This window comes from Colwellia sp., from assembly GCF_013215345.1.
In the GTDB taxonomy this organism is placed as follows: domain Bacteria; phylum Pseudomonadota; class Gammaproteobacteria; order Enterobacterales; family Alteromonadaceae; genus Colwellia.
The window spans coordinates 55,145-61,299 of sequence record NZ_JABSOV010000017.1 but is presented as its reverse complement, the minus strand read 5'-3'; the positions used below and the strand labels follow the sequence as shown (position 1 = coordinate 61,299).

The 6,155-nt window shown below is 39.7% G+C and carries 5 protein-coding genes and 1 pseudogene; 2 read left to right on the top strand and 4 right to left on the bottom strand.

Features of this window, described 5'->3' with window-relative positions; genetic code table 11:
- The coding region (zapE, locus tag HRT50_RS03815) for a cell division protein ZapE (RefSeq protein WP_291611494.1) at positions 1-430 on the bottom strand (430 nt) is incomplete at its 3' end.
- 27 nt (positions 431-457) lie between these two features.
- Positions 458-1,864 (bottom strand): ATP-dependent RNA helicase DbpA, encoded by a 1,407-nt coding sequence (gene dbpA / locus HRT50_RS03810; protein WP_291611493.1) that lies wholly within the window; start codon positions 1,862-1,864, stop codon positions 458-460.
- 162 nt (positions 1,865-2,026) lie between these two features.
- On the opposite strand from dbpA, the gene HRT50_RS03805 reads away from it, so the two are divergent.
- A complete protein-coding gene (locus HRT50_RS03805; RefSeq protein WP_291611491.1) occupies positions 2,027-2,455 on the top strand; it encodes a hypothetical protein in 429 nt (142 codons plus the stop codon).
- A gap of 43 nt (positions 2,456-2,498) precedes the next feature.
- Positions 2,499-2,648 (top strand): DUF2986 domain-containing protein, encoded by a 150-nt coding sequence (locus tag HRT50_RS03800; protein WP_291611489.1) that lies wholly within the window; start codon positions 2,499-2,501, stop codon positions 2,646-2,648.
- 174 nt (positions 2,649-2,822) lie between these two features.
- On the opposite strand, the gene HRT50_RS03795 is transcribed toward HRT50_RS03800, so the two are convergent.
- A complete protein-coding gene (locus HRT50_RS03795; RefSeq protein ID WP_291611487.1) occupies positions 2,823-5,936 on the bottom strand; it encodes an efflux RND transporter permease subunit in 3,114 nt (1,037 codons plus the stop codon).
- A 14-nt stretch (positions 5,937-5,950) separates the two neighbouring features.
- Positions 5,951-6,155 (bottom strand): annotated as a pseudogene (locus HRT50_RS03790) (efflux transporter periplasmic adaptor subunit); the annotation flags it as partial.

Below are 6,155 nucleotides of genomic sequence, written 5' to 3'. Positions count from 1 at the left end.
CTTGAGAAAACAGTGCAGAGAACAGGCCTCTAAGCAACATAGCATCACCAATATCACTAACAAAAAACTCATCGAAACATAACAGCTCAATATTTTTTGCCCATGCTTTAGCTATATGGTTAAGGGGTTCAGACTTCCCGGTTAATTGGGCGAGTTGTTGATGCACACTTTCCATAAAGTGATGAAAATGGATGCGTTTCTTATTTTTTATCGGCAACTGCTGGTAAAATAAATCCATCAGCATGGTTTTACCGCGACCAACTCTGCCATGGAAGTATATACCTGGAATGGGTTTCTTAAATTTTTTGGGTGATTGCTGTCGCTCAATCAGCTGTTCGGATAGTAAAACTAAAGCATCAATAGCTTGTGTTTGAGCGGCATCAAAATCGAGCTGCTTGTTGACAAGCCGCTCTTGGTAGGATTTTTTCATCTAGCTTTTAATTTAAACGTTAGCTTATTAAAAAGTTAAGTGACGTGCATTGAAGGTACGCCCTTTCATTTTCCCTTTAGTTATCTTTCGCAACGCCAAATTTAACGCGCCTTTAGTAACAGCTACATAGGCTTTGTTATCAAGTACCGAAATTTTACCAACTTCTGAGCCTTTAATGCCATTATCACCAGTAAGTGCACCTAAAATATCTCCAGCTCTAACTTTTTGCTTTTTACCGCCATCAATTTGAATGGTTGCCATTTTAGCTTGTGGACGTTCATAACCAAGTACAGCTGATGAAGGCAACGGCTCAGGTGTGATAACAGCTTCAAGGTAATCTTCAAGTAAACCAACTTTATAACTTTCTTTGTCACTAAATAGTGAATAAGCAATACCTGTACTACCTGCTCTACCTGTTCGGCCAATTCTATGTACGTGTACTTCACTATCGCGGGCAATATGATAGTTAATCACTAAATCTAAACTATCAATATCCAAGCCACGTGCCGCTACATCAGTAGCGACAAGAATTGAAGCACTTTTGTTGGCAAAGCGTAATAAGGTTTGATCTCTATCACGCTGCTCTAGATCGCCATGTAAAGCTAACACGCTAAAGCCATCAAAATGTAAGGCGTCAGCAACTTGCTTGGTTTCTTTTTTGGTATTACAAAAAATAGCAGTCGATTCAACTTGCTTGTCTAGTAACAATAAACGTAACGCATCTAGGCGACTGTCATCATCACTTACTTTAAAGAACTTTTGGCTGATAGTTGATTGGTCTTCACTAGAAGCGATTTTAACCATCACCGGATCGGTCATGATACTTTCGCTAATGGACTTGATTTGCTCTGGAAACGTTGCACTGAAAAGTAACGTTTGACGGTCAAGTGGTGTACGTCCAATAATATTGTCAAGCGCCGCTTGAAAGCCCATTTCTAGCATACGGTCAGCTTCATCAAGCACTAATAAGTTTAAGTTATCTAATTGTAAGGTGCCTTTTATAACGTGTTCTTCAAGGCGACCTGGGGTACCAACAATAACATGTGCGCCATGTTCTAAAGAACCAATTTGTGGACCAAATGGTGTGCCGCCACAAAGTGTCAATATTTTAATATTATGAATACCACGTGCTAGTTTTCTCAACTCTTTCGCAACTTGATCAGCCAGTTCTCGAGTTGGACAAATTACCATAGATTGAATGCGAAACTTTTTAACTTCTAGTTTGTTAAGTAATGCTAAACCAAAAGCCGCCGTTTTGCCTGAGCCCGTTTTAGCTTCGCCAATAACATCTTTTCCCTTAAGCAATTCAGGTAAGGTTTTAGCTTGAATTGGTGTCATTTTCTCATAGCCAAGGGACGATAAGTTTTTAACTAGATCCTGTTTTAAGCTTAATGAAGAAAAAGCTAACGATGATGTAGTTGAATTAGTACTCAAAATAAACGCCTCTGGTTTAAATTGCCTAGCTAAACGCTAAGCCAAAAGATAAGAAAAATTTCAATGTAAAGCCAAGATAACTTTAAAGAGAAAGATAATGCGCGCATAATAACAGTAATTTTTGCTCAACCCCAGTACATTAGAACAATGGTATTCAGCCCTATGACCACAGTTTCAAAACAGTTATTACTTCAGCAATGGCAAACCTTGCATAACAATCATGAAAGTTATGAAAGTTATGCTCTAATTATCAAGCTTGTTGCCACCGCTATCACCTTGTTGTCCTTAACCTTTTCATTGACGGCGCTTGTTGCCTTACTGCTAGTCGCTGTACTTTGGTTGCAAGAAGGTATTTGGAAAACCTTTCAGTGTCGTACCGCAAATGCGATAATAGCGATAGAAGATAAATTAGCGCTAAATGAGGCTGAACAGACAAGTGAGTCGACTAAACCCTATTTAATGTATAAACAGTGGCAAATGAACCGACCAACTAGCAAGGCACTTATTGCCGAGTATATGGCTAATTCATTAAAGCCGACGGTGTTGTACCCTTACTTGCCATTGATGTTTGTAGTAGTTATTTTTCTATAAGAATAGCTAGAATAATTTTAAGTATATATGTAGAGATTATAAGATGAATAGAAAAAAGAAGATGAACAATATTTTGAAAAAGAAAGTTAAGAAAATGAATTCAAAGTTACATACCAGTAATAAACCTAAGTATGTATCAAAAGCCGATAGAGCTAAACTTGAAGAAGCAGAAGCATCGCAAGAGTCAGAGTAGCGCCTAAACTAACACCTAAATAAAGGTTTTGCTGAATAGATACTAAATAGTCATTATCATCGATTGTTAGTTACTTTAGCATTTATCGTTAGGCTTTTAGCAAACAAATAAAAAGGGCACATACTATTTATATATAGTATGTGCCCTTTTTGGTGCTAGCAGGTGGTAAAACCTTTAGCTAACATCTGGATTGCCTTTAATTTTTTCTCGCATACGCTGAATCACTAAATAGAAGTAAGGCACCAGTAAAGTACCAAACAGCGTCGCGGCGATCATACCCGATAGTACGGTGATACCGAGCGATACCCGACTACCCGCACCGGCCCCCGTTGCAAATACCAGCGGTAATACACCGAGAATAAAAGAAAAAGCTGTCATCAATACCGCACGAAAACGCATTCTAGCCGCATTAAGTGCTGCATTCATAATGGTCTCTCCCGCCGCCCTTTGCTCCATGGCGAATTCGACAATCAAGATGGCGGTCTTAGTGGACAGACCTATCAATAATACTAAGCCAACTTGCGCATAGATGTTATTTGCCATGCCAACAGTATAAAGTGCCAACATAGAGCCAAATAGCGCTAACGGTACCGCGGCTAGCACTGAAAATGGAATAGTCCAACTTTCATATTGTGCCACTAAGAATAAGTAAACAAAGAGGATAGCTAAACCAAATAAAATAGGTGCTAAATTACCCGCTTCTAATTCTTGCTTAGACTGTCCCGACCATTCATAGATATAACCTTGCGGCAATTTACTGGCTAGCTCTTCCATAACATCAATAGACTGTCCTGATGAATAACCTGGCGCAGCATTACCAGTGATACTCGCACTACGATATAAGTTAAAGTGACTAATGGTTGTTGGCCCTAAAATAGGCTTAATCGTTGCCAAGGTAGTTAGCGGCACCATTTCATTATCTTTATTACGGACAAAGTAATAACGTAAATCTGATGGGTCTTTTCGATACTGACTTTCAGCTTGTATAGTGACACGATAGGTTCGGCCAAATTGACTAAAGTCATTAATATATAAAGAGCCTAATTGCGCTTGCAAAGTCGAGAATATATCAGATAAAGAGACACCTTGAGCTTTGGCTTTATTACGGTCTACCTCTAAAAAGTATTGCGGAACATTAGCTCTAAAGGTACTAAATACTCGTGTTAATTCAGGTCGTTGATTCGCCTCATATATGAGTCCGTTCATCACTTGTGCTAACGAAGCAGGATCTCTACCTTCACTGTCTTGCAATTTAAATTCAAAGCCTGAACTATTGCCAAGACCAGGAATAGGCGGCGGATTAAATACCATAATTTGTGCATCAGGCATAGTCCATAATTGCCCCATTAATCGTGGGATTAACTGCCTTAGCCCTAATTCAGGCGCGGTACGCTCTTCCCAGTCTTTAAGGAGAATAATTGCCAGACCATTATTTGAGCCGGCACCACCAAGTAGTGAGTAACCTGACACGGTAATAATATCATCAACGGCTGCATCGTTTAATATCAGTGGAGTGATCTTATCCATTACCGCTTGCGTACGATTACTTGACGCGGCATCAGGTAGCTGGACATCGACAAATAGGTAGCCTTGGTCTTCAGCAGGTAAAAAGGCTGTTGGTACTGAAGTTGTTAACCAACCGGCACCAATAAACATTAAGCCGACAAAAAGACCTACGCGAGCTAGTCGCTTAAGTAAGAAACCAACGGCTTTGGTATAGCTGCCAGTGACCTTAGTAATAAGACGTTCAAATGGCACTAACCAGGAAATGGGTTTCATTTTTTCAGCACTTAATAACACGACACAAAGTGCAGGACTTAGGGTTAAGGCATTCAGTGACGAAATTAACACAGCAAATGAAATAGTGACTGAAAATTGTTTATATAATTCACCGGTTATTCCTGGCATAAAGGCCACGGGAACAAAAACCGCTAATAGTACCAAGGTGGTAGCGATAATAGGTCCAGAAACTTGCTCCATCGCTTTGGTGACCGCTTCTTTAATGGGTAACTGCTCTTCTTTTAAAATACGCTCAACATTTTCTATCACGATAATGGCATCATCTACCACGATACCGATGGCAAGTACTAAACCAAATAAGGTAATGGTGTTGATTGAATAACCCATCAATATCATAAAGGCAAAAGTACCAATGAGTGACACAGGAATTGCTAGGGTTGGAATGATGGTGGCACGCCAGTTTTGCAGGAATAAAAACACCACTAATATGACTAAAGCTATCGCTTGAAAGAGGGTAACCATAACTTCTTCAATGGAGCGGTCGATAAATTTAGTAGTATCGTAGGGGATAACATACTCTAAACCATCGGGGAAACGCTGAGAAAGTTTTTCCATTTCAGCTTTTACTAACGAAGCAACTTCAGTGGCATTAGCATCAGGTAGCTGGTAGATAACAAGAAAGGCAGTTTCTTTACCATTTAACCTTGCTTGGGTTGAATAATCTTCTGCACCTAACTCTAAACGCGCAATATCACTTAAACGGATAAAGTTACCATTGAGCTGAGCGCGAATTATCGTTTGGCCGAATTCTTCCGGTGTTTGTAAACGCCCTTTGGCTTGAATAGAGTACTCAAATTGTTGGCTAGGTAACGATGGGCTAGCCCCGAACTTACCAGCAGCAACTATCATATTCTGCTCTTGTAATGCTTGCTGAACTTCAGTAACAGTAATACTTAAAGATGCCATACGCTCAGGGTTTAACCATACGCGCATGCTATAGGTCATTTCACCCATAATTTCTGCTGAGGCAACACCTTCGATACGACCTAACGGCTCAGTTAAATAGTTAGAGGCATAATTACTTAAAAAGAGTTGGTCAATACCTTCTTGTTCAGAAAACAAGTTAATACCTAACAACATTGAACTAGACTTTTTCTTAACATCAACCCCTTGACGGGTTACCTCTGCAGGTAATGAGCTAGTAGCTAAGGCGACTCTGTTTTGCACATTGACTTGGGCAATATCACCATCAGTACCTACTTTAAAAAATACCGTAATAACTGCAGTACCATTATTGGAGGCAGAAGATTCGATATACATCATATCTTCTACGCCATTGACCTGTTCTTCAATAGGCCTGATAACTGACTCTTCAACAATTTGAGCACTTGCTCCTGGATAGACGGCAGAAATTTGAACCTGAGGTGGTGTTATTTCTGGGTACATATTTACTGGCAACACGCTCATGGCAATTAAGCCGGCAAGTGTGATAACAATAGAGATAACAAACGCGAATTTAGGGCGATTGATAAAAGTTTTACTGATCATAAAATCGTCCTTGTTTACTTATCGACGGTAGCACTTGGGCTATCATTTACTTCATTAGCTTTGGCGGTGCTTTTCGTTTTATCATTAATATCTGAGATGGTACCAGTCAGTGGGTCAACATGCTTAATAACACCATTTACTTCCACACCAGTTCGAACTTTTTGTAAGCCTTCGACTATCACTTTTTCACAAATAGCAACGCCTTTTTCAACAACCCAC

Excerpts from the sequence above, each read along its gene's own strand:
- HRT50_RS03795 (WP_291611487.1), bottom strand. The coding sequence starts at position 5,936 with ATGATCAGTAAAACTTTTATCAATCGCCCTAAATTCGCGTTTGTTATC.
- HRT50_RS03805 (WP_291611491.1), top strand. The coding sequence starts at position 2,027 with ATGACCACAGTTTCAAAACAGTTATTACTTCAGCAATGGCAAACCTTG.
- HRT50_RS03800 (WP_291611489.1), top strand. The coding sequence starts at position 2,499 with ATGAATAGAAAAAAGAAGATGAACAATATTTTGAAAAAGAAAGTTAAG.